At 38.8% G+C, this 654-nt stretch carries 1 protein-coding gene; it reads right to left on the reverse strand.

Annotated elements, in window-relative coordinates:
- Positions 1 to 207 (reverse strand): hypothetical protein (locus tag HMPREF2983_RS14120; protein WP_210400350.1); only part of this gene is annotated, 207 nt, incomplete at its 3' end.
- Between the last annotated feature and the right edge of the window lie 447 nt (positions 208 to 654).

The following is a 654-nucleotide window of genomic DNA, read 5'->3' on the forward strand; positions in this document are numbered from 1 at the left end:
AAAGTCAAGATGAGTAAGAAACAAATTCTTTTGAACTAACTTTACAATTGCCTTTGCATAACTTGAGAATTCAAAACAAAGCACCATTTCATTCCAAATACACGCTGATTTTTTGCATTTCGCAACGCACTGATTGTCAGATTGTTGCATGATTACAATCAAACGAATACATAAAATCATGTGATGAAACGATGCAATCTCAGTCATTTTACCATGCAATCTGCATGAGATTACGGCCTAAGATGATGCAGATAGCCGTGCAATATGCGTCAAGTTGCGATGCTTGGAGAGTTTATCTGCATTTCAAGGTGGCCGGAATGAGGGTATCGAAACCATAAAATGGCCTCGCACTCTCACGAAAACGGGCTTTTCATTTCTGTTTGGTCGCGGAGAAAAGTGTTAAAAACGAGGAAGAAAGTTGACAGGAAAAGGGACAATCGTTATACGAAATTGCATTTTTCTTTCGCATAACTTGCATTTTATTATAAATTGTCTAAATTTGCATTGTCAGTCCTCACATCAGGTTCTGAATAATAAAAAGAAAGAACTATCATTATGAAAAAGCAGATGATTATAGCGCTCTTGCTGGCTTGGGCAGCCCAGATGAGCTTTGCGAAAACGCCGAACGACAACCTCAAAGCACAACTTCTGCGC

Origin of the sequence: Prevotella sp. HMSC077E09, from assembly GCF_001814685.1 — a bacterium.
Taxonomy (GTDB): domain Bacteria; phylum Bacteroidota; class Bacteroidia; order Bacteroidales; family Bacteroidaceae; genus Prevotella; species Prevotella oris.